At 61.0% G+C, this 25,931-nt stretch carries 26 protein-coding genes and 1 pseudogene; 18 read left to right on the top strand and 9 right to left on the bottom strand.

Annotated features, from left to right (window positions below; translation table 11 throughout):
- The first annotated feature begins 156 nt into the window (after positions 1-156).
- Positions 157-774 carry a 30S ribosomal protein S4 gene (gene rpsD / locus YH62_RS02250; RefSeq protein WP_046792510.1) on the top strand — a complete coding sequence of 206 codons (618 nt, stop codon included), beginning with the start codon at positions 157-159 and terminating at the stop codon, positions 772-774.
- 90 nt (positions 775-864) lie between these two features.
- On the opposite strand, the gene YH62_RS02245 is transcribed toward rpsD, so the two are convergent.
- Positions 865-1,917: a LacI family transcriptional regulator gene (locus YH62_RS02245; RefSeq protein WP_046792509.1), complete on the bottom strand. Its 1,053-nt coding sequence runs from the start codon at positions 1,915-1,917 to the stop codon at positions 865-867.
- A gap of 415 nt (positions 1,918-2,332) precedes the next feature.
- Between YH62_RS02245 and YH62_RS02240 the strand changes: the two genes are divergently transcribed.
- The 9 genes from YH62_RS02240 to YH62_RS02200 all read left to right on the top strand — a co-directional run bounded on the left by YH62_RS02240 (position 2,333) and on the right by YH62_RS02200 (position 13,036).
- Positions 2,333-3,568, top strand: coding sequence for an ABC transporter substrate-binding protein (locus YH62_RS02240; protein ID WP_046792508.1), 1,236 nt, complete (start codon positions 2,333-2,335; stop codon positions 3,566-3,568).
- Positions 3,569-3,709: 141 nt separating this feature from the next.
- A complete protein-coding gene (locus YH62_RS02235) occupies positions 3,710-4,612 on the top strand; it encodes a sugar ABC transporter permease (protein WP_046792507.1) in 903 nt (300 codons plus the stop codon).
- Positions 4,605-5,549 (top strand): carbohydrate ABC transporter permease, encoded by a 945-nt coding sequence (locus YH62_RS02230; protein WP_046792506.1) that lies wholly within the window; start codon positions 4,605-4,607, stop codon positions 5,547-5,549. The genes YH62_RS02235 and YH62_RS02230 overlap by 8 nt, the downstream gene beginning before the upstream one ends.
- A gap of 5 nt (positions 5,550-5,554) precedes the next feature.
- Positions 5,555-6,661, top strand: a complete 1,107-nt coding sequence (locus tag YH62_RS02225) for an ABC transporter ATP-binding protein (RefSeq protein ID WP_046792505.1) — start codon at positions 5,555-5,557, stop codon at positions 6,659-6,661.
- A gap of 229 nt (positions 6,662-6,890) precedes the next feature.
- Positions 6,891-9,335: a glycoside hydrolase family 2 protein gene (locus YH62_RS02220; protein ID WP_046792504.1), complete on the top strand. Its 2,445-nt coding sequence runs from the start codon at positions 6,891-6,893 to the stop codon at positions 9,333-9,335.
- A 28-nt stretch (positions 9,336-9,363) separates the two neighbouring features.
- On the top strand, positions 9,364-10,125 hold the full coding sequence (locus YH62_RS02215) for a sugar phosphate isomerase/epimerase (RefSeq protein WP_046792503.1): 762 nt from the start codon (positions 9,364-9,366) through the stop codon (positions 10,123-10,125).
- Positions 10,126-10,149: 24 nt separating this feature from the next.
- The gene (locus tag YH62_RS02210; RefSeq protein ID WP_046792502.1) at positions 10,150-11,283 is read left to right on the top strand and encodes a Gfo/Idh/MocA family oxidoreductase; all 1,134 of its coding nucleotides are present in this window, start codon (positions 10,150-10,152) and stop codon (positions 11,281-11,283) included.
- 68 nt (positions 11,284-11,351) lie between these two features.
- Complete coding sequence (mgrA, locus tag YH62_RS02205) at positions 11,352-12,401, top strand: L-glyceraldehyde 3-phosphate reductase (protein ID WP_046792501.1); 1,050 nt, start codon at positions 11,352-11,354, stop codon at positions 12,399-12,401.
- A gap of 290 nt (positions 12,402-12,691) precedes the next feature.
- The gene (locus tag YH62_RS02200; RefSeq protein ID WP_046792500.1) at positions 12,692-13,036 is read left to right on the top strand and encodes an RcnB family protein; all 345 of its coding nucleotides are present in this window, start codon (positions 12,692-12,694) and stop codon (positions 13,034-13,036) included.
- Between the two features lie 95 nt (positions 13,037-13,131).
- On the opposite strand, the gene zigA is transcribed toward YH62_RS02200, so the two are convergent.
- On the bottom strand, positions 13,132-14,337 hold the full coding sequence (gene zigA / locus YH62_RS02195; protein WP_046792499.1) for a zinc metallochaperone GTPase ZigA: 1,206 nt from the start codon (positions 14,335-14,337) through the stop codon (positions 13,132-13,134).
- Between the two features lie 81 nt (positions 14,338-14,418).
- A complete protein-coding gene (znuA, locus tag YH62_RS02190) occupies positions 14,419-15,411 on the bottom strand; it encodes a zinc ABC transporter substrate-binding protein ZnuA (RefSeq protein ID WP_046792498.1) in 993 nt (330 codons plus the stop codon).
- Positions 15,412-15,525: 114 nt separating this feature from the next.
- Between znuA and YH62_RS02185 the strand changes: the two genes are divergently transcribed.
- Genes YH62_RS02185 through YH62_RS02175 form a run of 3 tightly spaced genes read left to right on the top strand, consistent with a single transcriptional unit; the run spans position 15,526 to position 17,637 of the window.
- Positions 15,526-16,416: a metal ABC transporter ATP-binding protein gene (locus YH62_RS02185; RefSeq protein WP_046792497.1), complete on the top strand. Its 891-nt coding sequence runs from the start codon at positions 15,526-15,528 to the stop codon at positions 16,414-16,416.
- Positions 16,409-17,236, top strand: coding sequence for a zinc ABC transporter permease subunit ZnuB (gene znuB / locus YH62_RS02180; RefSeq protein ID WP_046792496.1), 828 nt, complete (start codon positions 16,409-16,411; stop codon positions 17,234-17,236). Before YH62_RS02185 ends, znuB begins: the two co-directional genes overlap by 8 nt.
- Positions 17,233-17,637, top strand: a complete 405-nt coding sequence (locus YH62_RS02175) for a Fur family transcriptional regulator (protein ID WP_046792495.1) — start codon at positions 17,233-17,235, stop codon at positions 17,635-17,637. The genes znuB and YH62_RS02175 overlap by 4 nt, the downstream gene beginning before the upstream one ends.
- On the opposite strand, the gene YH62_RS02170 is transcribed toward YH62_RS02175, so the two are convergent.
- The 4 genes and pseudogenes from YH62_RS02170 to YH62_RS29985 form a co-directional block, all read right to left on the bottom strand.
- On the bottom strand, positions 17,634-18,161 hold the full coding sequence (locus YH62_RS02170; RefSeq protein ID WP_046792494.1) for a gamma carbonic anhydrase family protein: 528 nt from the start codon (positions 18,159-18,161) through the stop codon (positions 17,634-17,636). The two genes, YH62_RS02175 and YH62_RS02170, sit on opposite strands and share 4 nt — an antisense overlap.
- A 25-nt stretch (positions 18,162-18,186) precedes the next feature.
- Positions 18,187-18,873: pseudogene (locus YH62_RS02165) on the bottom strand (fumarylacetoacetate hydrolase family protein).
- Positions 18,874-19,414: 541 nt separating this feature from the next.
- Positions 19,415-19,711, bottom strand: a complete 297-nt coding sequence (locus YH62_RS02160; protein WP_046792493.1) for an HNH endonuclease signature motif containing protein — start codon at positions 19,709-19,711, stop codon at positions 19,415-19,417.
- Positions 19,671-20,006, bottom strand: a complete 336-nt coding sequence (locus YH62_RS29985) for a hypothetical protein (protein WP_137326569.1) — start codon at positions 20,004-20,006, stop codon at positions 19,671-19,673. The genes YH62_RS02160 and YH62_RS29985 overlap by 41 nt, the downstream gene beginning before the upstream one ends.
- 102 nt (positions 20,007-20,108) lie before the next feature.
- Here YH62_RS29985 and YH62_RS02150 point away from each other — a divergent pair, with 102 nt between their 5' ends.
- Both YH62_RS02150 and YH62_RS02145 read left to right on the top strand, forming a co-directional pair.
- On the top strand, positions 20,109-20,336 hold the full coding sequence (locus YH62_RS02150) for a DNA-binding protein (protein WP_046792491.1): 228 nt from the start codon (positions 20,109-20,111) through the stop codon (positions 20,334-20,336).
- A gap of 292 nt (positions 20,337-20,628) precedes the next feature.
- A complete protein-coding gene (locus YH62_RS02145) occupies positions 20,629-20,880 on the top strand; it encodes a hypothetical protein (RefSeq protein WP_245282028.1) in 252 nt (83 codons plus the stop codon).
- A gap of 277 nt (positions 20,881-21,157) precedes the next feature.
- Here the strand turns inward: YH62_RS02145 and YH62_RS02135 are convergent, their stop codons facing one another.
- Together YH62_RS02135 and YH62_RS02130 are read right to left on the bottom strand one after the other, a co-directional pair.
- Positions 21,158-21,595: a ParB N-terminal domain-containing protein gene (locus tag YH62_RS02135; RefSeq protein WP_046792488.1), complete on the bottom strand. Its 438-nt coding sequence runs from the start codon at positions 21,593-21,595 to the stop codon at positions 21,158-21,160.
- Between the two features lie 263 nt (positions 21,596-21,858).
- The gene (locus YH62_RS02130) at positions 21,859-22,047 is read right to left on the bottom strand and encodes a hypothetical protein (RefSeq protein WP_046792487.1); all 189 of its coding nucleotides are present in this window, start codon (positions 22,045-22,047) and stop codon (positions 21,859-21,861) included.
- 61 nt (positions 22,048-22,108) lie between these two features.
- Between YH62_RS02130 and YH62_RS02125 the strand changes: the two genes are divergently transcribed.
- The 3 genes from YH62_RS02125 to YH62_RS02120 are packed head-to-tail and all read left to right on the top strand — an operon-like array spanning position 22,109 to position 25,159.
- Entirely contained in the window at positions 22,109-22,543 is a 435-nt protein-coding gene (locus YH62_RS02125; RefSeq protein ID WP_046792486.1) for a hypothetical protein, read from the top strand.
- Positions 22,543-22,827 carry a hypothetical protein gene (locus YH62_RS29980; protein WP_137326570.1) on the top strand — a complete coding sequence of 95 codons (285 nt, stop codon included), beginning with the start codon at positions 22,543-22,545 and terminating at the stop codon, positions 22,825-22,827. The genes YH62_RS02125 and YH62_RS29980 overlap by 1 nt, the downstream gene beginning before the upstream one ends.
- Positions 22,793-25,159, top strand: coding sequence for a DUF3987 domain-containing protein (locus tag YH62_RS02120; protein WP_245282027.1), 2,367 nt, complete (start codon positions 22,793-22,795; stop codon positions 25,157-25,159). Before YH62_RS29980 ends, YH62_RS02120 begins: the two co-directional genes overlap by 35 nt.
- Positions 25,160-25,931 lie beyond the last annotated feature (772 nt).

Genomic DNA, 25,931 nt, shown 5'->3' with positions numbered 1-25,931 from the left:
AAACGCCCGGTGTTTCATTTGACATGTCCCGTGGTTGTCTCCGATCGCTTTCGTGAGAAACCTGTCAGAGCCTCTCAAATCGAGGTTCAGAGGAGGGCGTGTTTCCTTGATCCGGTTTGGCAACAAGCCGGTGTAACCGTTTGAGAAGGAAATGCGATGAGCAAGCGCGAATCGTCCAAGTATAAAATTGACCGCCGTATGGGCGAAAACATCTGGGGCCGTCCGAAGTCCCCGGTCAACCGCCGCGAATACGGCCCCGGCCAGCACGGCCAGCGCCGCAAGGGCAAGCTCTCCGACTTCGGCGTGCAGCTCCGCGCCAAGCAGAAGCTGAAGGGCTATTACGGCGATATCCGCGAGAAGCAGTTCCGCGCCACCTACGACGAAGCCAACCGCCGCAAGGGCGACACCTCGGAGAACCTGATCGGCCTCCTGGAATCGCGCCTCGACGCGATCGTCTATCGCGCCAAGTTCGTGCCGACCGTTTTCGCATCGCGTCAGTTCATCAACCACGGCCACGTGACCGTGAACGGTGTTCGCGTTAACATCGGTTCCTACCGCTGCAAGCCGGGCGACGTCATCGAAGTCCGTCAGAAGTCCAAGCAGCTCGTTTCGGTTCTGGAAGCCGTCCAGCTCGCCGAGCGTGACGTTCCGGACTATATCGAAGTCGATCACAACAAGATGGTCGCGACCTTTGTTCGCGTTCCCTCGCTCTCCGACGTACCGTACGCGGTCATCATGGAGCCGCACCTGGTTGTCGAATTCTATTCGCGCTAATAGCGATTTAGCGAACAGCAAAAAGAATGGCCCCGAAAGGGGCCATTTTTGTATCTGCCTTGTTCCCTGCAAGCGGTTTGTGAAAAACGCTCAATCCCCTGGCGCCATCGAGGACCAGGAAGGCGGGCTGATGCTTTGCAGAAGCTGCGGTTCCACGCCGTCGATGCGCGCCAAAAGCGCCTTGGCGAGCTCGCGCCCGCCCTGGCGGACGTCCTCGTTGACCGTGTAGATTTCCGGCCGGATCCAGTTCAGGAATTCCGCCGATTGCTTCGATACCATGTCGACATCGACGCCGAGCCTTTTCCCTGCGGCCTCGATACCGGCCACGAGCGCGATCGTGGAAGAACCACTGATGGAAATGATGCCTTCCGGCGGATCGGCGGAGCGCATCATCGCCTCGCCATGGGCGCGTATTTCCTCGAGCGGCATCTCGATATTGACGCGCCCCATCGGCACCTCGGTCGCGCCGAAATCCGCTATCCCGCGCTCGAATCCCGCCCGGCTGTGAAAATAGAAGGAGAGGCGGTTGGGCGGTGGCAGGAAGGCGATCCGCCTTCTTCCCTTTTTCACGAGCCGTTCGACGGCCTGATAGGCGAAAGCCTCGTTGTCGTGGTCGTGATAGGGGTGGACGATGCCCATGTCGGTCCGGCCATGGGTGACGAAGGGCAGGTTCCGCTCCGTCATCAGCCGCACCCGCGCATCGTCAGGTTCGATGCGCGAGATGATGACGCCGTCCGCCGATCCCGTATCGAGGATATAGCGCACCGGCACCATCGGGTCCTTCTGGAAGGAATGCGGCGTGACCACCAGGTGATACTGGGTGCCCACCAGCACCTCGGAAATGCCGCGCACCATCTGGCTGGTGAAGCCCATCAGCTCCTCTTCGAAGCTCAGCACCAGGGCGATGACGTTTGTCTTGCCGGTTCTGAGCCTCACGCCGGCGCGGTTGGGCTGATAGCCGAGCTGGTTGGCGACGAGCCGCACCCGCTCCTTCGTTTCGGCGCCGATATCCGGCGCATCCTTCAGCGCCCGCGAGACGGTGGTGATGCCGAGCCCCGTCATGAAGGCGATTGTCTTCAAGGTCGGGCGTTCGCGAAGCGCGGCCTGCGCTCCCTCCGTCCGTCGTCTTCCACTGTCATCCATATGCTGTCGCCGCCCGATTCAGGCCTTCACTATAGTGCGCTTTTGGCTGCCTGGAAACGTCCGGGCTCCCTCCCAAATCCTTCGATTTACGCAATAAACTGAAACGTTACAGGAAAAATGTCGAGGGGTAATTCGCAGCGTTTCAGAAATGCCGATCCCGGAAGTTGTACAACGCAGCCGCGAGATGTTTTTGTGCGCCTGCGAGGTCGTTGATCCGCCTGCAAAGCGTAAATTCGTTAAATTGAAGGCTGTTTCCCCCGATATTGCATGGGCACGATGTATGTGTCGGGAGAAGGATTGCACATCTTCAGATTGTATTTGTCTCCTTCAAAAGATTTTTCCGGAAAAGACGGTTGCCTGCCGCGAGCGATTGACATAGCTTTTTACGGCAACGTTTCAGTGAGGGAGGACACTCATGAACATCCGTGCCATGGCGGCCACATTGGCCGCGACCGTCGCGCTGCCTTTCGGGCTTGCGAATGCGACTGATCTGGAAGTGACCCATTGGTGGACATCGGGCGGCGAGGCGGCGGCGGTCGGCGAGCTTGCCAAGGCATTCGACGCGACAGGCAATAAATGGATCGACGGCGCGATCGCCGGCTCCGGCAGCACGGCGCGGCCGATCATGATCAGCCGCATCACCGGCGGTGATCCGATGGGCGCCACCCAGTTCAACCACGGCCGCCAGGCCGAGGAACTGGTGCAGGAAGGCCTGATGCGCGATCTCACGGAGGTCGCGGAAAAGGGCAAGTGGAAGGAAGTCATCCGTCCCGCGAGCCTGCTCGATTCCTGCACCATCGACGGCAAGATCTATTGCGCTCCGGTCAATATCCACTCCTGGCAATGGCTGTGGCTTTCCAATGACGCCTTCAAGACGGCGGGCGTGCCGGTTCCGAAGGATTGGAACGAGTTCGTCGCCGCCGCACCCAAGCTCAAGGAGGCCGGCATCCAGCCGCTCGCGCTCGGCGGCCAGCCCTGGCAAGCGAACGGCCTCTTCGATACGCTGATCATCTCGATCGGCGGCAAGGAGATCTACGAGAAGGTCTACCAGGAGAAGGATGCGGAAGTTGCCGCCGGCCCGGAAATGGCGAAGATTTTCCAGGCCGCGAGCCAGGCCCGCGATATGGCCAAGGGCAGCAATGTCCAGGATTGGAACCAGGCGACCAATATGGTCATCACCGGCAAGGCCGGCGGCCAGATCATGGGGGACTGGGCGCAGGGCGAATTCCAGATCGCCGGAAAGACGGCTGGGACGGATTATTCCTGCCTGCCGGGCCTCGGCCTCAACGAATATCTCGCGACCGGCGGCGACGCCTTCTATTTCCCGCTGATCGAGGACGAAGAGAAGTCAAAGGCGCAGGATATCCTGGCCGAGACCATCGTCGATCCCAAGGTGCAGGTCGCCTTCAATCTCAAGAAGGGCTCGCTGCCTGTCCGTGGTGACGTCGATGTCGCCGCCGCGAACGATTGCATGAAGAAGGGCATCGATATCCTCGCCAAGGGCTCCGTGCTGATCAGCACGGATCAGCTTCTGTCGCAGGATACGCAGAAGCAGAAGGAGGACCTGATGTCGGAGTTCTTCGCCAGCACCTCCATAACCCCGGAAGACGCGCAGAAGCGCTTCGTGGATATCATCGCCTCGGCCGATTGATTTCTCCCGGCGCGGGGCGGTCGTCTTCATGGCGGCTGTCCCGCAGCCGGCGGAATATCGGCACGGTTTTGAACCTTGAGGAATCCGGCAGTGGCCGGCTCCCATACCGGTTTATTTTGCTCAAACGGAGGATGGCCAGGCATGGTCAAACAGGCAGCGGCCGGACGGCCGAACCATCTGTTCCGCAATCTCAATTCGAAGATCGCCTCCATTCCGATGATCCTGGTCGCCACCGTGATCTTCCTCGGCGGCACGATCTGGACGGTGTTCTACTCCTTCACCAATTCGCGGCTCCTGCCGCGCCTGTCCTTCGTCGGCATCGAGCAGTATGAGCGCCTTTGGGCCTCGTCCCGTTGGATCATCTCGATCCAGAACCTGGCGATCTACGGCATTCTCTCGCTGATCTTCAGCCTGGTCATCGGTTTCATGCTGGCGGCCCTGATGGATCAGAAGATCCGTTTCGAAAACACCTTCCGCACCATTTTTCTCTATCCTTTCGCGCTTTCCTTCATCGTCACCGGCCTTGTCTGGCAATGGGTGCTCAATCCGGAATTCGGCGTGCAATCCGTGGTGCGTTCGCTTGGCTGGACGAGTTTCAGCTTCGACCCGCTCTACAATCCGCAGATCGTCATCTACGGCATCCTGATCGCTGCGCTCTGGCAGGGAACCGGACTGGTAATGTGCCTCATGCTCGCCGGCTTGCGCGGCATCGACGAGGATATCTGGAAGGCGGCGCGGGTCGACGGCATTCCGATGTGGCGGACCTATCTCTTCGTCGTCATTCCCATGATGCGGCCGGTCTTCGTCACCACGCTGGTCATCATCGCGAGCGGCATCGTCAAGGTTTACGATCTCGTCGTCGCGCAGACGAGCGGCGGCCCCGGCAATGCCTCCGAAGTCCCGGCGAAATACGTCTACGATTACATGTTCCAGGCTCAGAACCTCGGCCAGGGCTTCGCCGCCTCCACGATGATGCTGCTGACCGTCGCCATCATCATCATCCCCTGGGCCTATCTCGAATTCGGAGGACGCAAGCGTGGCTGATATCGGCACCCTCAACCGCACCGCCGCCGGCTTCGATGCCGTCGCAGACAGGGTCGCGTCAGGACCGCGCGGGCGGCGTCCCCGGCGGGCGCTCTCGCCCCGCAACATCATGCTCTACGGCACGCTCTTCGTCGCCGCCCTTTATTACCTGCTGCCGCTTTACGTGATGGTCGTGACCTCGCTCAAAGGCATGCCGGAAATCCGCATGGGCAACATCTTCTCCCCGCCGATGGAGATCACCTTCGAGCCCTGGGTCAAGGCCTGGGCCGAGGCCTGCACGGGCCTCAATTGCGATGGCCTCTCACGCGGCTTCTGGAATTCCGTGCGCATCCTCGTGCCCTCCGTGGTGGTGTCCATCGCGGTCGCTTCGGTCAGCGGCTATTCGCTTGCCAACTGGCGCTTCAAAGGATCGGAACTCTTCTTCTCGATCCTCATCATCGGCGCCTTCATTCCCTATCAGGTGATGATCTATCCGGTCGTCATCGTGCTCAGGGAACTCGGCGTCTACGGCACGCTCACCGGCCTCGTCATCGTCCATACCATCTTCGGCATGCCGATCCTGACGCTGCTCTTCCGCAACTATTTCGCCTCGCTTCCGGTGGAGCTCTTCAAGGCGGCGCGCATCGACGGCGCGGGTTTCTGGTCGATCTATTTCCGGATCATGCTGCCCATGGCGCTGCCGATCTTCGTGGTCGCGATGATCCTGCAGGTCACCGGCATCTGGAACGATTTCCTCTTCGGCGTGGTCTTCACCCGGCCGGACACCTATCCGATGACCGTCCAGCTCAACAACATCGTCAACTCCGTCCAGGGCGTGAAGGAGTACAACGTCAACATGGCCGCGACGCTTCTGACGGGCGCCGTTCCCCTGATCGTCTATTTCGTTTCCGGCCGTCTTTTCGTCCGCGGCATCGCCGCCGGCGCAGTCAAGGGGTAAGCCTGATGAACTCCAATGTTTCAATCACGAATCCCAGCGTCTCCATCAGGGACCTGTCGCTCTCCTTCGGTGCGGTGAGCGTGCTGCAGAACCTCGACCTCGATATCCGCGACGGCGAGTTCCTCGTGCTGCTCGGCTCGTCCGGCTGCGGCAAGTCCACGCTGCTCAATTGCATCGCCGGCCTTCTGGAGCCGACCGACGGACAGATCTTCATCAAGGAGAAGAACGTCACCTGGGAGGAGCCGAAGGATCGCGGCATCGGCATGGTCTTCCAGTCCTATGCGCTCTATCCGCAGATGACGGTGGAGAAGAACCTTTCCTTCGGGCTGCGGGTCGCCAAGGTGCCGAAAGAGGAGATCGACAAGCGGGTCGCGCGCGCCGCTGAAATCCTGCAGATCGGCCCGCTGTTGAAGCGCAAGCCGGCCGAACTTTCCGGCGGCCAGCGCCAGCGCGTTGCGATCGGCCGTGCCCTGGTGCGCGATGTCGATGTCTTCCTGTTCGACGAACCGCTGTCGAACCTCGATGCCAAGCTGCGCTCGGAATTGCGCGTCGAGATCAAGCGGCTGCACCAGTCGCTCAAGAACACCATGATATACGTCACCCACGACCAGATCGAGGCGCTGACGCTGGCCGATCGCATCGCCATCATGAAGAGCGGCGTCATCCAGCAGCTCGACGATCCGATCCATATCTACAATCGGCCGAAAAACCTCTTCGTCGCCGGGTTCATCGGCTCTCCCTCAATGAACTTCCTGCGCGGCGAACTGGCGGAGGAGGGCGGTCGCGTCGTGTTCCGCACCCATGGCGTCAATTTCTCGCTCGACCGCTACGATGCAGCCGAACCCTTGAGGGCAGGGCGCAAGGTCGTGCTCGGCGTGCGCCCGGAACACATCACCGTCGACGGCAAGACGGGCGGCGAAACGCATGAGGCGGTGGTCGATATCGAGGAGCCGATGGGCGCCGACAACCTGCTCTGGCTCAAGCATGCCGGCCATACGCTCTCCGTCCGCATCGGCGGCGCGCGGCGCTATGCGGTCGGCAGCAAGGTGGAGCTGAGCTTCGACATGTCGCTCGCCTCTCTCTTCGATGCTGAGACCGAGGACCGGATTTGATGCTCTTCATGCGTGAAATACCCCCCTCTGGCCTGCCGGCCATCTCCCCCTCAAGGGGGGAGATTACAAGCGGCATGAGCAGCGCGTCACAACTGCCGGCCCGGCATGCGGCGCGTGTGATGGGGAATGGTGAGCGCGCATCTATCCAATCTCCCCCCTTGAGGGGGAGATGGCCGGCAGGCCAGAGGGGGGTAGCGTCCGAAAGAAATAACGGTTCCGGACAGGCTTCATGACAATTCTCGACCTTTCCGGCACATGGGAGCTCGCGTCGGCTGACGGCCAGCATCGCACCGAGATGCCTATCCCCGGCGATGTACACAGCGCGCTGAAAACGGCGGGCGTCATTCCCGATCCCTATGTCGGGCGCAACGAAAACGACGTGCAATGGGTTGCTCATCGGGATTGGGTGATCGAGCGCCGCTTCACGCTCGATGATGCGGATGGCGCCTGGTATCTCGACATTACCGATCTCGATACGGTGGCGACGGTTTTCGTCAACGGTCACTCGGTTCTGGAGGCGGACAATTGCTTCCGCCGCTACCGGCCGGATGTCTCGAAGGCGCTGAAATCCGGCGAGAACGTTATCCGCATTCTCTTCCGCTCCAGCATCGCGGAAGGGGCGGAACGGCAGGCGCGCCAGCCCTTCTACATCCCGTATTCGACGGCCAATTCGCCGATCCCGAACGGCAACATGCTGCGAAAGCCGCAATGCCATTTCGGCTGGGACTGGAATATCGCCATCGCACCGCTCGGCCTCTATCGCGCGATCGCGCTGAAGAGGCTCGAAACGGCGCGGATCGAGCACGTCGTCACCAGTCAGAGACATGTCGGAGGCAGGGCCGAACTGCATGTGGCGGTGACGCTCCATGCCCGCGATCCGGGCATCGTCCCGCTGCATTTCGATCTCGACGGCGAGCGGGTGCGGCTCGACTGCGGCATCGAGGCGGGCGAAACGGTCATCCGCCACGTCTTCGATATCGAAAACCCGGAACTCTGGTGGCCGGCGGGCAGCGGCGAGCAGAGGCTTTACCGACTCTCGGTCGAAATTCCGGGCGAGACGGTCACCCGGCAGATTGGTCTCCGCACCGTCGAGCTTCTGACCGATCCCGACGAGGCGGGCAGCCGCTTCGCCTTCCGCATCAACGGCCGCGAGATATTCTGCCGCGGCGCCAACTGGATTCCGGCCGATGCGCTCTTCTCGCTGACCAGCCGCGAAAAGACCGAAGACCTGCTCCGCTCGGCAGTCGATGCCAACATGAACATGATTCGCGTCTGGGGCGGCGGTTTCTACGAGGCGGATTGGTTCTACGATCTCTGCGACCGGCTCGGCCTCATGATCTGGCAGGATTTCCAGTTTGCCTGCAACCTCTACCCATCGACGCCGGATTTCCTCGAAAACGTCGCGGCGGAAGTGGATTACCAGGCCCGCAGGCTCGTCTCGCATCCCTCGATCGTTGTCTGGTGCGGCGACAACGAACTGGTCGGCGCGCTCAACTGGTTCGTGGAGTCGCGGGCGAACCGCGACCGCTATCTCGTGTCCTACGACCGCCTCAACCGGGTGATCGAACAGGCTCTCGCGAAGGCAGCTCCCGATGCCATCTGGTGGCCGTCGAGCCCCGCTTCCGGCTATCTCGACTATGGCGATGCCTGGCATGCGGATGGCTCCGGCGACATGCATTACTGGTCCGTCTGGCACGAGAACAAGCCGTTCGACAATTACCGCTCGGTCAAGCCCCGCTTCTGCTCGGAATTCGGCTTCCAGTCCTACACCTCGCTGCCGGTGATCGAGACTTATGCGGACCGCAAGGACATGAACATCGCCTCGCCGGTGATGGAGCATCACCAGAAGAATGCCGGCGGCAACGAGCGCATCGCCGGCACCATGTTCCGCAATTTCCGCTTCCCGAGGGATTTTTCCAATTTCGTCTATCTGAGCCAGGTGCAGCAGGGCGTCGCCATCAAGACGGCGGTGGAGTTCTGGCGGTCGCTCAAACCCCATTGCATGGGCACGCTCTATTGGCAGCTCAACGACACATGGCCGGTCGCCTCCTGGTCGAGCCTCGATTACGGCGGAAGCTGGAAGGTGCTGCACTACATGGCGCGGCGCTTCTACCAGCCGGTCGCGGTGGCCGCGATCCCCTCGGAGGACGGCCGGGAAATCCGCCTGTCGCTGGTCAACGATACCCTCGCCGACGTGACGGTCACCATCAACCTTTCCGTCCTCACCCTGTCTGGCGAGCGGCGTCCGCTCAAGAGCGTCGAGGCGGTCTGTTCCCCGGATGCGGCGGTGACGGCTCTGGCGATTGCGGCGGATGAAATTCCGGCCGATTGCATTCTCGCCTGGGGCTTCACTGCCTCGAACGGCATGGGCGGGGAGGGACATTATGTGGCCAGCACCTATAAGGCATTGGATCTCGAACCGCCGGGGCTCGAATTCTCCGTATCACCGACCGGTGACGGAGCCCTCGACCTTCTGGTCCAGGCGAAGGGCCTGGCGCTCTTCGTGATGCTCGAGAGCGCTACGGCCGGCCGCTATTCCGACAACGCCTTCGATCTTGCCGCCGGCGAGAGCCGCCGCATCACGTTTACACCCGTCGCCACACCCGCCGCTCCGGACGGAGCGTCGCCGCAGTTCCGCATCTACGACCTTTATTCCTGCCAGTCGGCAGGTTGAGTTTTCTTTTGCCCGAAGGAGAATGATGATGACGACCCTTGGTTTTCAACTTTACAGCGCCCGCAATTTTCCCCCGCTTTCCGATGTGCTGCCGCTTCTGGCGCGGAACGGCTACAAGCAGGTGGAAGGCTATGGCGGTATCTACGCCACGCTGGACGAAGCTTCGCTGAAATCGCTGAAGGCCGAACTCGACCGCAACGGGCTCACCATGCCGACCGGCCATTTCGGCCTGGACATGCTCGAAAAGGAACCGGCCCAGGCGCTCCTCGTCGCCAAGACGCTCGGCATCGAGGCGATCTATTGCCCCTATCTCTTGCCCGACCAGCGGCCGAGCGGCGCCAAGGGCTGGTTCGATTTCGGCAAGCGGTTGCAGGAAGCCGGCAAGCGTTATCAGGATGCCGGCTACACGTTCGGCTGGCACAATCACGATTTCGAATTCCAGAAACTCGAGGATGGTTCGACGCCGCAGGAGCAGATCCTTGCCGGCGGCCCCGATCTCTCCTGGGAGGCGGATATCGCCTGGATCATCCGCGGCAATGCCGATCCCTTCGCCTGGATCGAGCGCTACGGCAGCCGCATCACGGCGGTGCATGTGAAGGACATCGCGCCCGCCGGCGAGAACAAGGATGAGGACGGCTGGGCCGATCTTGGCCATGGCACCGTGCCGTGGAAGGATCTGATGGGCGCGCTCGCAAGGATGTCGGCCCGGCACTACGTCCTCGAACACGACAACCCGAACGATCTCGATCGGCTCGTCACCCGCTCCATCGCTTCCTTCAAGTCCTATTGATCTCAAGAAATTCCGGAGTCTTCCATGCCAAGGGAACTAGGCGTCGGCATCATCGGATGCGGCAACATTTCCACCACCTATTTCGCGCTCTCGCCGCTCTTCAAGGGGCTCAAGGTGCTCGCCTGCGCCGACCTCAACCGCGAGGCGGCCGAGCTGCGAGCCCAGGAATACGGGGTCAAGGCCCAGACGATCGACGAGCTTCTCGCCAATGACGAGATCGATCTGATCGTCAACCTGACGATACCGGCGGCCCATTTCTCCGTCTCCAGGGCGATCCTGGAGGCCGGAAAGCATGTCTATTCGGAAAAGCCGCTCACCGTCACGCTCGAAGAGGGCAAGGCGCTGCAGAAGCTCGCGAAGGAAAAGGGGCTGTCCGTCGGCTGCGCGCCGGATACCTTCCTCGGCGGCGCGCACCAGCTCGCCCGCAACTATATCGATCAGGGCGGCGTCGGGCGCATCACCTCCGGCACCTGCCATGTGATGAGCCCCGGCATGGAGATGTGGCACCCCAATCCCGGCTTCTTCTTCCTCGAAGGCGGCGGGCCGATCCTCGATCTCGGGCCGTATTACATCGCCAATCTCGTCAACCTGATCGGCCCGGTGAAGCGGGTGGGGGCGCTCACCTCCATGGCGCGCAAGACCCGCACCATCACCAGCGAGCCCTTGAAGGGCCAGGAGATACCGGTCGAGACCCCGACCGATATCCATGCTCTCCTGGAATTTGCAAACGGCGCCACCGTCACGCTCTCCGCGAGCTGGGATGTCTGGTCGCATCGCCATGCCAATATGGAGCTCTACGGCACCGACGGCTCGCTCTTCGTGCCGGACCCGAACTTCTTCGGCGGCGTGGTGGAAGCGAGCGGCCGCAACAAGGATATCCAGCCGCTGGAGCCTTGGGATCATCCCTTCGGCAAGTTCAACCAGGAAAGCCCGCAGGGGCCGCGCGCCAACTACCGCACGGCCGGCCTTGCCGACATGGCGGTGGCGATCATCGAGGGCCGCGATGCCCGCTGCTCGCTCGATCGGGCCCTGCACGGCGTCGATGTCATGACCTCGATCTTGAAATCGGGCGAGGAGCATCGCTTCATCGAGCTTTCGACCACCTGCACCCAGCCCGCCGCCCTCGGCATCGAGGAAGCGCTTGCGCTCTTGAAGTAAACGGTCGAGGCGATATTGTCCCCGCGCGGGCTCCTCGCCCGCGCGTTTTTCATTGAAGGGAGAGGTCCATGAGCTGGCAACCGGCGGCAAACCGCTATGAGACGATGAAGTATAACCGCTGCGGCCGCTCCGGCCTCAAGCTGCCGGCGATCTCGCTCGGGCTCTGGCACAATTTCGGCGGCGATACGCCCCACGAGCGCAAGCAGGCGATCGTCCGGAAAGCCTTCGATCTCGGGATCACCCATTTCGATCTCGCCAACAATTACGGCCCCCCGCCCGGCAGCGCCGAAATCGCCTTCGGCGAAATCCTGCGCAACGATTTCGCCGGCTACCGGGATGAGCTCATCATCTCCTCCAAGGCGGGCTACAACATGTGGCCGGGTCCCTATGGCGAGTGGGGCAGCCGCAAATATGTGATCTCCTCCTGCGATCAGAGCCTGAAGCGGCTCGGCCTCGATTACGTCGATATCTTCTATTCGCACCGCTTCGATTCCGATACGCCGCTGGAGGAGACCTGCGGCGCGCTGGATCACATCGTGCGCTCGGGCAAGGCGCTCTATATCGGCATCTCCTCCTACAATTCGAAGCGCACGCGGGAGGCTGCCGCGATCCTCAAGGAGCTCGGCACGCCGATCCTCATCCACCAGCCGAGCTATTCGATGATCAACCGCTGGGTCGAGGAGGACGGGCTTCTCGATGCGCTCGACGATCTCGGCATCGGCTCGATCGTCTTCTCGCCGCTGGCGCAGGGCATGCTGACTTCGAAATATCTCTCCGGCGTTCCGGAAGATAGCCGCGCCGCGCAGGGCAAGTCGCTGCGCTCCGAGTTCCTGAACGAGAAGAATGTCGAAAACCTCCGCGCCTTGAACGCGATTGCCGAAAGCCGCGGCCAGACGCTGGCGCAGATGGCGATCGCCTGGGTCCTGCGCGGCGGCCGCGTCACGACCGCGCTGATCGGCGCCAGCCGGCCCGAACAGGTGGAGGATTGCGTCAAGGCTCTGGAGAGGTCCGATTTCACGACCGAGGAGCTTGCGAAGATCGACGTCCACGCCAAGGAGGCCGATATCAATCTCTGGGCCGCTTCCGCCGAGCGCAAGGGGCCTGAACGCAAGCATTGAAGCTCAAAATTTAGGGGCCGCTCATCCCCCTGCCGGGACCTTCTCCCCGTTCACGGGGAGAAGGAGGCTGGAGCACTGACGGTGCCACGAATCCCTTCTCCCCGTCAGGACGGGGAGAAGGTGGCGGCAGCCGGATGAGGGGCTTGATCCACATCGGTTCGACTATGCGAGCCACACGAAAAACCCGCTGAAACGGATTAATTTCATTACGAAAATGTAATCGAACCGTTCAGTTCCGGTTCACCAATTCGACCATAGTTTCGGGGCGTGTTCAAAAGAGGAATCGCCCCATGAAAAAGCTCTTCGCCGTATTGCTCACCGCCACCGTTCTGGCCGCTCCGCTGGCCGAGGCCCAGGCACAGGAACGTTACCGCGACCACGGTCGTGACCGCGATCGCGGCCGGCATGTCGAACGCTCGGTTACCATCGAGAAGAAGGTCGTCAGGAAGCATCGCTGGAGCAAGGGTCACCGCATGACGGCCGCCGAGCGCCGCCGCATGGCCGAAATCCGCGATTATCGCCGCTATCGCCTGTCGGCGCCTCCGCGCGGCTATCGCTGGGTCAGGGCCGATAACGACTTCCTGCTTGTCGGCATCACGTCGGGCGTCATCGCCAGCATTATCGCTGGCCGGTAATGGGATTGGCCTGCGGGCGGAGAGGGCTTTGCCCCGCCCGCAGGCCAAGCAAGCCACCGCTCTGCGTTGCGGCGGGCATGCCTCTGAAAATCTGATTACGCCGCCTGTCGGTTCCAGGAAGCGAAGGGATCGGGCAGATCCCGCCAGCGGTCCGGCTGGAATTTGTCGGCCCCAATCAGACAGGCATCGAGCTCGGCCCGGATCGCGGCCTCGCTCATCGGGTCCGCTCCGATGAAGACGATCTCCTGCCGCCGATCGCCCCAGACGGGGTCGAGATAGCGCGCCAGCCCTTCGCGGAACTCCTCGTCCTGCGGCCATCTTTCCTTCGGAACCGCGTCCCACCAGATGCCGAGCTTCTGGGTCCGTACCAGCGCGCCAGCCTGGCTGATCTCGCCTACATGATAGGGCCGCGTCGCCAGCCAGAAGAAACCCTTGGCGCGGATGACGCCTGGCCACGACCGCTGCACGAAATCGTGGAACTTCGCCGGATCGAACGGCCGCCGGGCGCGGTAGACGAAGGAGCGGATTCCGTATTCCTCTGTTTCCGGCACATGATCCTTGAAGCCGTGCAACTCCTTGAACCAGAGTGGGTGGGTCTCCGCCTTGGCGAAATCGAAAAGGCCGGTTCCGAGAAGGACTCTCGGCGCGACCTTGCCGAAATCGGTTTCGACAATGCTCGCATCCGGATTGAGGCCGGCGACGATCTTGCGGGCGGCATCCAGCTCGTCGGGGGAGGCGGCCGATACCTTGTTGAGCACGACGACATCGGCGAATTCGATCTGCTCGACCAGAAGATCTACCAGGGTGCGGTTGTCGCCGTCGCCTGCGGTTTCGCCGCGATCCGCCAGGAAATCCGCCGAGCCGTAATCCTTCAGCAGATTGGCGGTATCGACGACCGTCACCATCGTGTCGAGGCGCGCCACATCGGAAAGGCTCTCGCCGTTTTCATCGCGGAATTCGAAAGTCGCGGCGACGGGCAGGGGCTCGGCGATCCCGGTGGATTCGATCAGCAGGTAATCGAAACGCTTCTGCTCCGCCAATTGACGGACTTCCTTCAACAGATCGTCGCGCAGCGTGCAGCAGATGCAGCCATTGGTCATCTCCACGAGCTGTTCTTCAGTGCGGGAGAGATCGGCGCCGCCGTCGCGCACCAGCGCCGCGTCGATATTCACCTCGCTCATGTCGTTGACGATGACGGCGACGCGAAGACCGTCGCGGTTGCCGAGGATGTGGTTGAGCAGCGTCGTCTTGCCGGCTCCCAGGAAGCCGGAGAGAACGGTGACCGGTAGCTTCTCGAGCATTTCATGCCTTTCGTATTGTTATAACGTAACATTCAAGGTGATTGAAAAAGGCGGAAATATCCGCCTTTCCCGGTTCGTCTCTTAGGAGCCCTGCGAAAGGCAGGTTTTCATCGAGGTGGCGATACCGCGCATCATATCGAAATAGAGGTCCGGACCAGCGGTGAGCGTTGCCGCTTCCGGATCGAGCGTGCCGGATTTGGCGGGCGTTCCCTCCGTCACTACCGCGACCAGCTTCGGCTCGAATTGCGGTTCGGCGAAGACGCAGGTGGCGCCGAGTTCCGTCACCTTCTTGTGGATCTGGCTGATGCGGTCGGCGCCCGGCATCGTTTCCGGGCTCACCGTGATCGAACCGGCCACCTTCACGCCGTAGCGGTGTTCGAAATACTGATAGGCGTCGTGGAAGACGACGAAGGGCTTGTCCTTGACCGGTTCGACAGTCGCCTTCAGTTCCGTGTCCAGCGTGTCGATCTTCTGCATCAGGGCTGCCGCATTGGCCTGATAGGTAGCGGCATTTTCCGGATCGGCGGAGACGAGCGTCTTTTCGATCTCGGCGGCGATCGCCTTGGCGTTCATCGGGTCCAGCCAGAGATGGGTATCGAAGGCGCCGTGGTCGTGCCCTTCATGCCCATGTCCTTCATGCCCTTCGCCTTCGGCATGTTCATGCTCGTGCTCGCCGTGCTCATGTCCGTGCCCGTCGCCATGGTCATGCGCCTCGAAAGCCCCGCCTTCGCGGAAGGGAAGCTTTTCCAGGCCAGGCGCGTCCTCCAGTTCCACCACCGTTGCCTTGCTGCCCAGGGCTTCCAGCGGCTTTTCGAGGAAGGCTTCCATGCCGGGGCCGATCCAGAAGATCACCTCCGCCTTCTCCAGTTGCTGCGCGTTGGAGGGCTTCAAGGTGAAGGTATGCGGCGAAGCTGCTCCATCGACGATCAGCTTCGGCTCGCCCACGCCTTGCATGATCGAAGCTACCAGCGAATGGATCGGCTTGATCGAAACGACCACATCCGGTGCGGCGATCGCGGCATTTGCGGCGAGAAACGCGGCCGAGGAGAGGAGCAGGAGGGAGGCGTTTTTCATGGCAGGTCTTCCTTGCATGTGGAATGTAATGTTATTACATCAATTGCGTTATGCTATAACGTGTGTCATAGCCGGTGGCAACTGGACCCAAAGAAAAAAGCACCAGGAAAAAACATGCTGATGAGGAACAGAGCCGAAGCTCACCAGGGCGAAGACAGGCTTGTATCGCTCGACAATGCCGGCATTCGCCGGGATGGCCGGTGGCTTGTCCGCGGAGTCGAGTTTTCGATCCGCAGGGGCGAAGTGGTAACGCTCATCGGCCCGAACGGCGCCGGCAAGTCCACCACCGCCAAGCTTGCGATCGGCGTTCTGCGTGCCGATGAGGGATCGGTCTCCCGGATGCCGGGGCTGACCATCGGTTATGTTCCGCAGAAGCTCTCGATCGATTGGACCATGCCGCTCACCGTCCGCCGGCTGATGCGGCTGACCGCGCCGCTGCCGGAGAACGAGCTTGTCGCAGCATTGACCGCCACCGGCATTCCGCATCTTGCCGAGGCCGAGGTGCGGCATCTTTCCGGCGGCGAATTTCAGCGGGCGCTGCTGGCGCGGGCGATTGCCCGCAAGCCGGATCTGCTGGTCCTGGACGAACCGGTTCAGGGCGTGGATTTCGCCGGCGAAAGCGCGCTCTACGATCTCATCCGTTTCATACGCCAATCGACCGGCTGCGGCATTCTGATGATCTCCCATGATCTCCACATGGTCATGGCCGGCACCGACACGGTGATCTGCCTCAACGGTCATGTCTGCTGCCGCGGCACGCCGGAAGCCGTGAGCCAGAGCAGCGATTACCTGAAGCTGTTCGGCAATACGCGCTCGCTCGCCGTCTACAGCCATCATCACGACCATACCCATCTTCCGGATGGCCGTGTGCTGCACGAGGATGGCTCGATCACCGATCATTGCCATCCCGAAGACGGCCATCACGCGCATGGCGATCACTCCCACGAACACCACCATGAGCACCACCATCATGCGCATGCGAAAGAGGGAGAGCGCCGTGCTTGACGATTTCTTCACCCGCGCGCTGGTTGCCGGCATCGGCGTCGCCTTGACCGCCGGGCCGCTCGGTTGTTTCGTGGTCTGGCGCCGCATGGCCTATTTCGGCGATACCATTGCCCATTCGGCGCTGCTCGGCGTCGCGCTTTCCCTCTTGCTGAACATAAACCTGCTGGTCACCGTATTTGCGGTGGCGCTGGTGGTCTCGCTCCTGCTCCTGCTCTTGCAGCGGCGGCAGACGCTTTCCGCCGACGCGCTGCTCGGCATACTCTCCCACTCGGCGCTCGCGATCGGCCTCGTGATGGTCGCCTTCATGAGTTGGGTGCGCATCGATCTCATCGCCTTCCTGTTCGGCGATATCCTGGCGGTCACGAGATCCGACATCGCCCTTATCTGGGGCGGCGGGCTTTTCGTGCTTGCCGCGATCGCCTTTCTCTGGCGGCCGCTCGTCGCCTCCACGGTCAGCGAGGAAGTGGCCGAGGCCGAAGGCCTCAGCCCGGAACGCACGCGGCTTCTCTTCATGCTCCTGATGGCGCTGACCATCGCGATCGCCATGAAGATCGTCGGCATTATGCTGATCACCTCGCTGCTCATCATTCCCGCCGCGACCGCGCGGCGCTTTTCCACCGGGCCGGAGGCCATGGCCGTTCTCGCATCCCTGATCGGTGCGCTTGCGGTGGTCGGCGGTCTTTTCGGATCGCTCCACTACGATACGCCTTCCGGCCCATCCATCGTGGTTGCGGCTCTGATCCTCTTTATTCTGAGCCTGTTCTGGATGGCGGGGAAAAGCGGGACGGAACCGGCCGGCAACAAGGGAGTGCGCTCATGATCGCACCGGCATTGACCAAGAACCAGTCGCTCGTCTTCGACGTGCTCAACCGCTCCGATGCGCCGATGAGCGCCTACACGATCCTCGACCGGCTTCGGGACCAGGGTTTCCGCGCCCCCCTGCAGGTCTACCGGGCCCTCGACAAGCTGCTGGAATTCGGCCTCATCCATAGGCTCGAAAGCCTGAACGCCTTCGTTGCCTGCTCGCATGCGCAGAGCGATTGCTGCAGCAAGGGTCATGGCACGGTTGCCTTCGCCATCTGCGAAAGCTGCGGCCATGTTTCCGAATTTCACGACCACGCGGTCGATCATCGCCTCGGCGATTGGGCGAAGCAAAAGGGCTTCAAGCCCGCCAAGACGACGATCGAGATCCGCGGCCTCTGCAGCGCCTGCGCGGCCTAGATCTCGCGCAGGTCCTTGGCGTAGCGCTGCCAGTTCGCGACATAATGATCCGCCGATTGCCGCAGCCTCGCGACCGCTTCCTCGTCCAGCGTCCGGATGACCCGCGCCGGTGAGCCGACGATCAGCGAATTGTCAGGAAATTCCTTGCCCTCGGTGATGAGCGCATTGGCGCCGATCAGGCAATTACGGCCGATCTTCGCGCCGTTCAGGATCGTCGCGCCCATGCCGACCAGCGAATTGTCGCCGATCGTGCAGCCATGAATGATCGCGTGATGACCGATGGTGCAGCCTTCGCCGATGGAGACCGGCAGGCCGACATCGTTGTGGATCATCACGCCGTCCTGGATATTGCTGCGCGCTCCGATGGCGATCGGCTCGTTGTCACCTCGCAGCACCGCGCTGAACCAGATGCCGACATCCTCGCCGAGCTCCACCTTGCCGATGAGCGTGGCATTGGGGGCGATCCAGTAGCGGCCGGCTTCCGGCAGTTTCGGCTGGTAATCCCCGAGCGCGTAAAGCGGCATGTCTTCTCCTCCCGAATTCCGTGGCTCAGACGACCGTCAGCGTCAGTTCGCCGACGCCGTCCACGCCGCAGGCGACCGTATCGCCGCGCTTGACCGGACCGACACCGGCGGGCGTGCCGGTCATGATGACGTCGCCGGGCGCGAGGGTGAAGAGCTTGGAGAGTTCGGCGATGATTTCCGGCAGCTTCCAGATCATCTGGGCGAGATCGCCGGACTGCCGGCGCTCGCCGTTGACGTCCAGCCAGACGGCGCCTTGCTGCGGATGGCCGATCTTCGACGCCGGGACGAGGGCGGAGACGGGCGCGGATTTTTCGAAGGCCTTGGCAACCTCCCACGGCCTTCCCATCTTCTTGGCCTCGGCCTGCCGGTCGCGGCGGGGGAAATCCACGCCGACGCCCTAGCCGTAGACCTTCGACAGCGCCCCGGCGGCCGGGATATCCGCGCCGCCTTCGGCAAGCGCCATCACCAGTTCGACCTCGTAATGCACGTCGGAGGAGAGCGGCGGGTAGGGGAATTCGGTGCCGGCATAGAGATTGTCCGGGTTCTTCTGGAAGAAGAAGGGCGGCTCGCGCGACGGATCATGCCCCATCTCGATTGCGTGGTCGGCATAATTGCGGCCGACGCAATAGACCCGGCGCACCGGAAACCGTTCCGTCACGCCTTCGACCGGAAGCAGCACGGGTTCGAGGGCGGGGATCACGGTCGCGAGCATGGGAAACTCCTGAACAAGGAAAGGGCGGAAAACGACGGCGCCCTTTGTCCCCCAAATCGCGCGCCGATCCTAGCACTTTTTGAGGGGGGCGGGGACGAACTGGCGAAGAATTTTTGTTTGCTGTATGAGAGCCGCCGAGAAAGGGTTTTCGATGTACGCAGAGGCACTGGCAACCGGCGGCAAGATTTTCGCCGTGGCCCCGATGATCGACTGGACGGACAGGCCTGGAAATTCGGCATCTCGGGGAGGATGTTGTACCTCTCGTTGTACCAAAAGCCGCCCGACCTTGTGAGTCGAGCGGCTTGCCGCGGCGATCTTCCAGTGGTTTTCGCATGGCGATTGGCCGCGACATTCGTATGATAGCGGAAGATGAAAGAGACGGCCAGCGCGCGTCATATGACGGTGGTGCTCGCGCTGGCCGTGAGCCGCTCGGGCCGTATGCCCGGTGGTGCAGCGGCGTGAATAAAAGACCGGGGCAGCCACCAAGGCGCCACCGGCGAGTGCCCGCCGGAACTTGCGACGAAATCAGCGGGCGGAAAACTTACGGGCGACGGATGGCCGCCATGAACTCGAGAAATTCCCCACGCCTAAATGTCGCGTAGGTAAGCCAGTCCAGGTCACCTCGCTCCCGGTTACAGCGGAGACATGCGCAGGCTAGATTGGCCATGTGATTGGTGCCTCCGTCGGCCCTTCGCCGGATGTGCTCGATCGTCGCTGCATCTGGGCGCCGCTGCATCTCGCGGTCAGCACTGATGATGACGAGGGCACCGCAGTAGCAGCACCGCCCATCCTGTCGGTCAAAGAGCTTGAGAAGGACGGATCGGCGGATCTTCGACATGGTCGACCAGGGGCGTGTAGATGCCGACTACCTTCAAAGTAGGGACATTGCTGATGTACTCGGCACGGACCACGCGGGTCGGACGTCCGTGCGCTTCGCCGAGAATGTGGAGGGTAAAAATCTGATGGCCGAGGGCGGAGAGGCTCCGCTCTGCGACAACCGCGAGCAATTCGCCAAACTCGACCATCGCGCCGATTTGGAACTTCCACCGCGCTCTTGGGGCGCGTCTTCTCGCGATTAGACCGCGAGGAAGGAGGGTTCTATCGGCAGCCGTGATGTTGGTGTGCATGTTCATGTGTGCTCCTCGTGTTGAACTGTAGCTCTAAAATGAGTACATGGTTCTAATAACCATAGGGTTTGATAACGTCAACATGTTTTTATAACGAGGTTCCAAAAAATGTTGCCGATCCAATGCAAGATGGCCAGGGTCGCTCTTGGGTTAGGCGTTCGGGATCTGGCCGCGCTGGCTAAGGTCGCGCCGGCCACCGTATCCAGGCTCGAGGCGGGAGAGGAATTGAAAGAGAGGACGGTGGCGGATATCCGCGCAGCACTGGAATCCGCCGGCATCGAATTCATCAACAATGATCGCGGCGAAGGCGTCGTAAAGCTGCGAGCGCAAACCTGATGGCCAAGAGCCTAATGCTCCGGCGTACGGAGTTCTCTGGTTCCAGACGTGCAGGAGAGCATCCGCATTGGTGACAGGCAAGTTTGGCGCAAGTCCATCCCCCTAACGTCATCCCACGCCTCACCAGCGACACCACAAGAGGAGACATCAATAAGCTTTCGGCGTTCGCGCCGGTGGCAATAATTGTGGTTGGCTGGATTCCTAAATGCACTCCCCTGACAAAGATCGAATTGACCAAAATACACCGCTGCGCCTAGCTCGCGTAGCGGCATTGGCGTTTCCAGATGGGTCCATGACCGAGAAGGGACTACGGCGAGAGTTTCAGCGCGGAAGACTTGTTATCGAACGTATCGCGGGCAAGGATTACACAACCTTGTCAGAAATCGAAAAGATGAGAGTCTTATGCCGAGTTCAACAGAAATCCCCACTCAAGGTGGAGGGGTCGGCTACGAATGAAGGCGAACTAGCCCTTGCTGCGGCGAAGGCCACGCTGCGCCGTTTGGCCAATGAGCGTGAGAATGCGCGCCGGAAGAACCAGCGATGACTGACGCCCTCGCTAAACTCCCCCTTTTCGCGAGCGATCACGATCTCGCCATTGCTATCGTCGGCAAAGAGCGCGCCGCCATGTGGATCAAGACGGTGGTCCCTCAGCTTGAGCGAAAGGGATTCCCGCGTAGGGATCCGTTACATGACGGACGGCCCATCCCACTCGTCCGGCGATTTTACGACGCATATTTCGGGATTACCGCAGGATTTGCCGCCACGGCGCCGGATGGGCAAGAGCGCTTGGGTGAGTGGACAAAGTCTAGGCGCAAGCCGACTTAACGCCAAAGTTCGCGGGCGCGGGCGATTTTGAGGTTGACGTCGCGCTTGGATGAGCCGGTGACTTCTGCGACTTCTGCGGCGAATTGCTTGTGGTGTTGCTCACCCTTTCTTCGCCCGTCAACGCGAAGATCGTTGGTGGGAAAATTTTGCCCACCAACGGGGCCATTCATCTCCTCCCAAATCTGCTTACGGCGCAGAATGTATGCGCTTTCCTCAGCGGGCGTCAGCTCCGACCGGGCAAGATTCTCATCGATTTCCATGAGTTCGGCGTGCAGATCGTCAACGTCATAAACTATGCATTCGACTGCGGCCTCGCCACGCTTCTTCAAGGCCAGAAGCCTATGGTGACCGTAGATGAGGACGGGAACGGCGTCGCATATTTCTCCATCATCCAGCGCAAAATCATTACGGATGCAAACCGCCGGCGGGTTCATGAGACATATTGGTACCCCCCATGCATTATGCGCCACGGCGCCGGGAGTACTGCGCGCACTCACTACGCCCTGCATGGATGGATAAAAGCGGAGATCCGGTCCCTATTCTGACGGTTGACATCGGCCAATGTAACCGCCGTTGTTGCGTTCATCACTGGCGTTACCAGCGCCGGGAGAGCACCACCACAAGAGGAGACTATCCAACCATCTATCCCAGAACGCACCCTTCGTGATCGAAGAAGCCGCGCCTCGATCCTTGCCGCCTAACGGAACTTCGGCGGTCGGTCTTTCAAATTGATCGAAAGCTCGTGGATGGCCGCGCGCTTTCCCAACAACCGCAGCATCTTCTGCGTTTCTTTCTCACTGATACCAGCTTTACCGCATGAAGTCTCGACGCAGTGATCGCGTGGCGGACCGGGTACCCGTACCTGCCGGTTGTCGACGTGTTTCATTTCAGCTTCCTCCTCATTAGTAAACACTAATGCAGGGGAGAGGTTTCCGATAGCAGTAAAATTGATCGGCGTGCCCGATCACATCACCACCATCAACAACCAACCGACCGGCCATCATGCCGGCGAAGGAGGAATATTGTCTAAATATCTGCAACTGTGTGAACCACGTACCGCGATGCTCGGGGAGGATCGGCAGATCCGTAACCTGAGAGGCTTCGCGCTCGCCCTGGACTTCATGGATGGCTACGCCCAGGACGCTCGATTGCTGGACCGATCGGAGTTTGCCATCGACCTCATTGCTCGAACGGAGGGCGTCGCCGGTGACCGCGCACGACTGCGCTTCGTCGATCGGTCACCTGGGTCCACGTCAGTTCGGACTGTCGGAGATGCGTTCTTCGCTGACAAACGGACCGCCGAGTTTGTCTGGCAGGCATGCATAGAGAAGATCGAGAATGACCGGGCGCATCTCGATCGTGTGGCTGCGGGTCGTCGCTGATGGATCCCGTGATCCGACATCTGGAGGCGGTCGAAAGACCGCCTTCATCACCTGGATCCGGGCGCACCATCGCCCGCTTCAGCGTTCAGCTAGGTGACATTCGCATCAACGGACTGATGCTACGCGAGTACACCGACGGCACCCGTCGCACAGTTTCGGGAAATATCGGTGGTCACCACGCGGTGACCTTCCAGCCGGTCATAGCCGAGAAAATCACAGAAGCCGCATCAAAAGCACTTGGAGGCCAGATTGCCGAAATTGTCCGCCATCAGTCAGAAGCCTAACCTCACACCCGCATTCGACGAAACGGCCGTCCGCGCTCACGTCGAAGTGCTTCATCAATTGGCGGCCGGCATCGCCGGTAAGTTCGTGGTTTCGGTATTCTTCGCCAACCCAAACGGAGAGGATAAGGCCGGAGGCATTATTAGCCACCATGCCGTCGGCGACGTTGACGGTACGACAGAGGCCGTGATGGCTCACGCGGCCACTCCCCACGCGAACGTGTACCTTTGCCCCAACTTGATGCGGTCCTCGCTACCGCGAGGCAAGAAGGGCAGCGAGGTGGACGTTGTCGCCGTGCTCGCCCTGGTCGCGGATATGGACGACGATACCGGCAGATCCGGGCATATGCCACTTGAACCGAACTATGTTGTGGAGAGCTCTCCCGGCAACTACCAGTGCGTGCTGTTGCTGGACAAGCCGCTCACTCCTGCTGAGGCGAAGCCGCTCGCGGGCGCCCTGAAGCGTGCGGCGAATAGTGATCATTGCACCATGGACGTGTCGCACGTCTGGCGGGTACCAGGTTGCCTAAATTGGCCAAATGCCAAGAAGCTCGCCCGCGGACGGTCGGCGGAACCCGCCGTTGTCACCGTTGCCGAAGCTTGGGACGGCAGCCTGACCAGCGTTGATGAACTCCAGCGGGTGCTCGCTCCATGGATGTCGCCAGAACAATGTCACCGAACGGTGACACTGGGGGAGCTGCCTTCGCTTGACGGCATTGCTCTTTCGGACACTGCAATCGAGCTACTCGCGGCCAGTGATATCGGAGACCGCTCAGTCTGGGCCTCCAAAGTCGTCGAACAGCTCGCGTTCGACGGTCTGACCGCCGAACAAGCCTGCGCCGCTTTTCTGGCCGCTACCGGCGATTGGTTCAGGCGCTACGAAAGCCGAGATGCGCGCGCCGACTTTGAAAGGATGTGGGCCAAATTCGGTACCCCGCATGAGGAAGCTAGGGCGACCGGAGAGGAGGCAGCTAAGGGGATCATTGCGAAGTTCACCTCCAAGACCCAACCACTGGCTGCGGCCAACGACAATGAGCCAGAGCAAGACCCACCGAGGTCGCTACCCGCTTTACCGCGCATGCATCCAGATCCTTTCTCACCTGAAGCGGCGGGCGGACTTCTCGCGGAAATTAGCCGGTGGATCACGTCTACAGCGATCATTCCAGTGCCGGAGCTGTCGCTCACGTCCGCACTAGCTCTTCTCGGCGGCATGTTCGGCGACAAGGCCTTGGGACCGACGCGCAGCGGTCTCAACCTCTTCCTCACGACTGTCATGGGTGTTGCGAGCGGGAAGGGGCACGCCCCCAAGTCAATCGTTGCTCTCGCGGCGAGCGCAGGAAAGCCCGGAGCGGTCACCAACGGCGACCCGACCAGCTACGCTGCTATCGAACGCATGCTCAGGCGGAATAGCTCGACAGTCGTCGTAATGGACGAATTCGGTGTCACCCTTCAGGACATCAATGCAAAGCGCAGCAACGCAGCGTCAGCATCGATCCGGAAGTTCCTTCTGGCGATCTACGACCAAGCCGACTCGGTCTTCCATGGTCGTCAATATGCTTCCGATGAGACCAAGAAGGACGACAGTCCGATCGACGGTCCGGCCCTCACCGTGTTGGGCATGACCACCCCGACGACGCTCTACGCCGGCCTCTCGGACGCCTCGCTCAACGATGGTTTCCTCTCGCGGTTCATTTTCATTGAGGGGAACGGGCCGGCAGAGATCAGGCCTCCCACGCTCAACCGCAAGGCCGTCATGCCATCGGCTTTGGTGGCCACGCTGAAACAGGCGCAAACCGACTTTCCAAAGCCTAAAGGCTCCGGTGCAAGGAAGCTGATGATCCCGTTCGAAGGCGACGAAGAAGGAGACGCCTACAAGCTCTGGACGCAGGTATTCCTCTGGCAGCACGATGCCGCCTGGAATGAGAAGGAGCATCATATAAACGGGCGTGCGGCGGAGAATACGCTGCGGTTAGCATCCATCCGCGCAGTCAGCAGGGATCCCTCCACACCGGTGATCACCGAGGACGATGTGGGATGGGGGTGGGCGATTGTGCACAGGTCCATCCAGATCGTTACCGAAGGCGTTGACCGTCACATGTCAGGCTCAACGGCCGAAGCGTTGAGGAAATCCATTATCAGGGCCTTGGAGGTAGCGACAGATAAGACGCTTCCTTGGTCGCACCTTCTGCAGCGGGAGGGCGTTAGCAGCGCCGAAGCGGAAGATGTGTCAAAGGCGCTCCAGTGGCTCATTGAAACAGGAAAGGTACAGAGCCTGAAGCCGCAAGCAAAACCCGGTGCCAGGGGATCGTTCAAACTTGTGACGGAGCCACAATAATCGCCACAACTTGTGACGCGGGTGAATAAAAACTTGTGGCGTTGTGACGTATTTGGGTCGGCGCCACAAGTTGGTGTGTGGTATATAACCACAAGAAAAACAATAGTTTAGAAGATATATATATCTTCTTTTTTCTTACTTGTGAACTTGTGGAGCTGTGTGTTCTCCCATGGTTTTGGTGATTTCCCCCTCTGCTCTAGAGAGTTTGCACAACTTCACAATTTCAGCTTAGGCGCGAGGCCCAAGCCGATCGCCCAGATAAGGAGCGTTGCAATAATTGGCCTAATTGCAGGCCGGTGCCCCACGCGATAGTCCATAAACCTTTCTTTGCGGCTTTCGATGCTTTCAGCAGGTTTTGGACAGCGGGAAGTGCCAGGTTACCTTCGCGGGTTACCTGATCGACCCGGTCAAAACGGGGTCGATCGTCTCCAATTGGCGCCACGCGACGGATGCACCAAGGAGCAAAATAGCAATGAGGGGTACCGTCAACAGAACCGCGGCGCCGTGGATACGCATGAACAAACTCCAACGAAAAAGGGTCGGAGAGACGATGTGGCTACGTAGCTTAACAACCCGTAAATGTGTGCCGGTTCTGCAGAGATCAAACCCCAACCGCCGTGCCGGACGGTAGCCTGTACCGCCGCCCTACCTGTGGCCGACATGCAACATCACGCCACCTGCGGCACAGCCCGTCCCAGCCGATCCCGTACGTCGGCGCTATATACTGGCTGCAGCCACCATCATCACACCGCCCAGCCGACCAACCCTCCAA

The sequence above is a fragment of the Rhizobium sp. LC145 genome, from assembly GCF_001005825.1.
Classification (GTDB): domain Bacteria; phylum Pseudomonadota; class Alphaproteobacteria; order Rhizobiales; family Rhizobiaceae; genus Neorhizobium.
Note: the sequence above shows the minus strand (reverse complement) of the source record. Positions and strands in the feature narration are given on the sequence as shown.

What these genes read in the sequence shown, in the direction of transcription:
- rpsD (WP_046792510.1), top strand. Translation starts at nt 157, where the DNA reads ATGAGCAAGCGCGAATCGTCCAAGTATAAAATTGACCGCCGTATGGGC.
- YH62_RS02245 (WP_046792509.1), bottom strand. Translation starts at nt 1,917, where the DNA reads ATGGATGACAGTGGAAGACGACGGACGGAGGGAGCGCAGGCCGCGCTT.
- YH62_RS02240 (WP_046792508.1), top strand. Translation starts at nt 2,333, where the DNA reads ATGAACATCCGTGCCATGGCGGCCACATTGGCCGCGACCGTCGCGCTG.
- YH62_RS02235 (WP_046792507.1), top strand. Translation starts at nt 3,710, where the DNA reads ATGGTCAAACAGGCAGCGGCCGGACGGCCGAACCATCTGTTCCGCAAT.
- YH62_RS02225 (WP_046792505.1), top strand. Translation starts at nt 5,555, where the DNA reads ATGAACTCCAATGTTTCAATCACGAATCCCAGCGTCTCCATCAGGGAC.
- YH62_RS02220 (WP_046792504.1), top strand. Translation starts at nt 6,891, where the DNA reads ATGACAATTCTCGACCTTTCCGGCACATGGGAGCTCGCGTCGGCTGAC.
- YH62_RS02215 (WP_046792503.1), top strand. Translation starts at nt 9,364, where the DNA reads ATGACGACCCTTGGTTTTCAACTTTACAGCGCCCGCAATTTTCCCCCG.
- YH62_RS02210 (WP_046792502.1), top strand. Translation starts at nt 10,150, where the DNA reads ATGCCAAGGGAACTAGGCGTCGGCATCATCGGATGCGGCAACATTTCC.
- mgrA (WP_046792501.1), top strand. Translation starts at nt 11,352, where the DNA reads ATGAGCTGGCAACCGGCGGCAAACCGCTATGAGACGATGAAGTATAAC.
- YH62_RS02200 (WP_046792500.1), top strand. Translation starts at nt 12,692, where the DNA reads ATGAAAAAGCTCTTCGCCGTATTGCTCACCGCCACCGTTCTGGCCGCT.
- zigA (WP_046792499.1), bottom strand. Translation starts at nt 14,337, where the DNA reads ATGCTCGAGAAGCTACCGGTCACCGTTCTCTCCGGCTTCCTGGGAGCC.
- znuA (WP_046792498.1), bottom strand. Translation starts at nt 15,411, where the DNA reads ATGAAAAACGCCTCCCTCCTGCTCCTCTCCTCGGCCGCGTTTCTCGCC.
- YH62_RS02185 (WP_046792497.1), top strand. Translation starts at nt 15,526, where the DNA reads ATGCTGATGAGGAACAGAGCCGAAGCTCACCAGGGCGAAGACAGGCTT.
- YH62_RS02175 (WP_046792495.1), top strand. Translation starts at nt 17,233, where the DNA reads ATGATCGCACCGGCATTGACCAAGAACCAGTCGCTCGTCTTCGACGTG.
- YH62_RS02170 (WP_046792494.1), bottom strand. Translation starts at nt 18,161, where the DNA reads ATGCCGCTTTACGCGCTCGGGGATTACCAGCCGAAACTGCCGGAAGCC.
- YH62_RS02160 (WP_046792493.1), bottom strand. Translation starts at nt 19,711, where the DNA reads ATGTCGAAGATCCGCCGATCCGTCCTTCTCAAGCTCTTTGACCGACAG.
- YH62_RS29985 (WP_137326569.1), bottom strand. Translation starts at nt 20,006, where the DNA reads ATGAACATGCACACCAACATCACGGCTGCCGATAGAACCCTCCTTCCT.
- YH62_RS02150 (WP_046792491.1), top strand. Translation starts at nt 20,109, where the DNA reads ATGTTGCCGATCCAATGCAAGATGGCCAGGGTCGCTCTTGGGTTAGGC.
- YH62_RS02145 (WP_245282028.1), top strand. Translation starts at nt 20,629, where the DNA reads ATGACCGAGAAGGGACTACGGCGAGAGTTTCAGCGCGGAAGACTTGTT.
- YH62_RS02135 (WP_046792488.1), bottom strand. Translation starts at nt 21,595, where the DNA reads ATGAACCCGCCGGCGGTTTGCATCCGTAATGATTTTGCGCTGGATGAT.
- YH62_RS02130 (WP_046792487.1), bottom strand. Translation starts at nt 22,047, where the DNA reads ATGAAACACGTCGACAACCGGCAGGTACGGGTACCCGGTCCGCCACGC.
- YH62_RS29980 (WP_137326570.1), top strand. Translation starts at nt 22,543, where the DNA reads ATGGATCCCGTGATCCGACATCTGGAGGCGGTCGAAAGACCGCCTTCA.